General features: G+C 50.5%; 1 rRNA gene. It reads left to right on the top strand.

The features are described 5' to 3' along the window. The first annotated feature begins 131 nt into the window (after positions 1-131). Positions 132-1663, top strand: a 16S ribosomal RNA gene (locus CIW83_RS21770). Positions 1664-1706 lie beyond the last annotated feature (43 nt).

The following is a 1706-nucleotide window of genomic DNA, read 5'->3' on the forward strand; positions in this document are numbered from 1 at the left end:
AATAAGTAAGTCACCTCGTAAGGGGTGCAAGAACCTAGACAACTAAACAGTGTGAGTAACTTTGAATTATAAAACACACAAGTAACAAATTAGCTTTTTAAAGCTAGCTAAATTTTGAGCTAATCAGACTTTTTTATGAGAGTTTGATCCTGGCTCAGGACGAACGCTGGCGGCGTGCCTAACACATGCAAGTCGAGCGAAGTTTTCAAAGCAGATTTCTTCGGATTGAAGCTTTGATTATCTTAGCGGCGGACGGGTGAGTAACGCGTGAGAAACCTGCCTTTCACAAAGGGATAGCCTCGGGAAACTGGGATTAATACCTTATGATACTAATTCTTCGCATGAAGAATTAGTCAAAGCGTAAAGCGGTGAAAGATGGTCTCGCGTCCCATTAGTTAGTTGGTGAGGTAACGGCTCACCAAGACCGCGATGGGTAGCCGGCCTGAGAGGGTGAACGGCCACACTGGAACTGAGACACGGTCCAGACTCCTACGGGAGGCAGCAGTGGGGAATATTGCACAATGGAGGAAACTCTGATGCAGCGACGCCGCGTGAACGATGAAGGCCTTCGGGTCGTAAAGTTCTGTCCTAGGGGACGATAATGACGGTACCCTAGGAGGAAGCCCCGGCTAACTACGTGCCAGCAGCCGCGGTAATACGTAGGGGGCAAGCGTTGTCCGGATTTATTGGGCGTAAAGGGTGCGTAGGCGGCCTTTTAAGTCAGATGTGAAAGGTCACGGCTCAACCGTGGTAAGCATTTGAAACTGGAAGGCTTGAGTTAAGGAGAGGAAAGTGGAATTCCTAGTGTAGCGGTGAAATGCGTAGATATTAGGAGGAATACCAGTGGCGAAGGCGACTTTCTGGACTTATACTGACGCTGATGCACGAAAGCGTGGGGAGCGAACAGGATTAGATACCCTGGTAGTCCACGCCGTAAACGATGAGTGCTAGGTGTTGGGGGTCAAACCTCGGTGCCGCAGCTAACGCATTAAGCACTCCGCCTGGGGAGTACGTACGCAAGTATGAAACTCAAAGGAATTGACGGGGACCCGCACAAGCAGCGGAGCATGTGGTTTAATTCGAAGCAACGCGAAGAACCTTACCAGGGCTTGACATCCCTCGGACCGGATTAGAGATAATCCTTTCCCTTCGGGGACTGAGGTGACAGGTGGTGCATGGTTGTCGTCAGCTCGTGTCGTGAGATGTTGGGTTAAGTCCCGCAACGAGCGCAACCCTTGCCTTTAGTTGCTAACAGTTCGGCTGAGCACTCTAGAGGGACTGCCGATGATAAATCGGAGGAAGGTGGGGATGACGTCAAATCATCATGCCCTTTATGTCCTGGGCTACACACGTGCTACAATGGTCGGTACAACGAGTAGCTACTTAGCGATAAGTTGCCAATCTCTTAAAGCCGATCCCAGTTCGGATTGCAGGCTGCAACTCGCCTGCATGAAGTCGGAGTTGCTAGTAATCGCGAATCAGAATGTCGCGGTGAATGCGTTCCCGGGTCTTGTACACACCGCCCGTCACACCATGGGAGTTGGCAATACCCGAAGCCAGTGAGCTAACCGCAAGGAGGCAGCTGTCGAAGGTAGGGTCAATGACTGGGGTGAAGTCGTAACAAGGTAGCCGTATCGGAAGGTGCGGCTGGATCACCTCCTTTCTAAGGAGTTCATAAGGACTCACACTGTTTTGTTTATAAATTT

Source organism: Tissierella sp. P1 (assembly GCF_002266425.1).
Classification (GTDB): domain Bacteria; phylum Bacillota; class Clostridia; order Tissierellales; family Tissierellaceae; genus Tissierella; species Tissierella carlieri.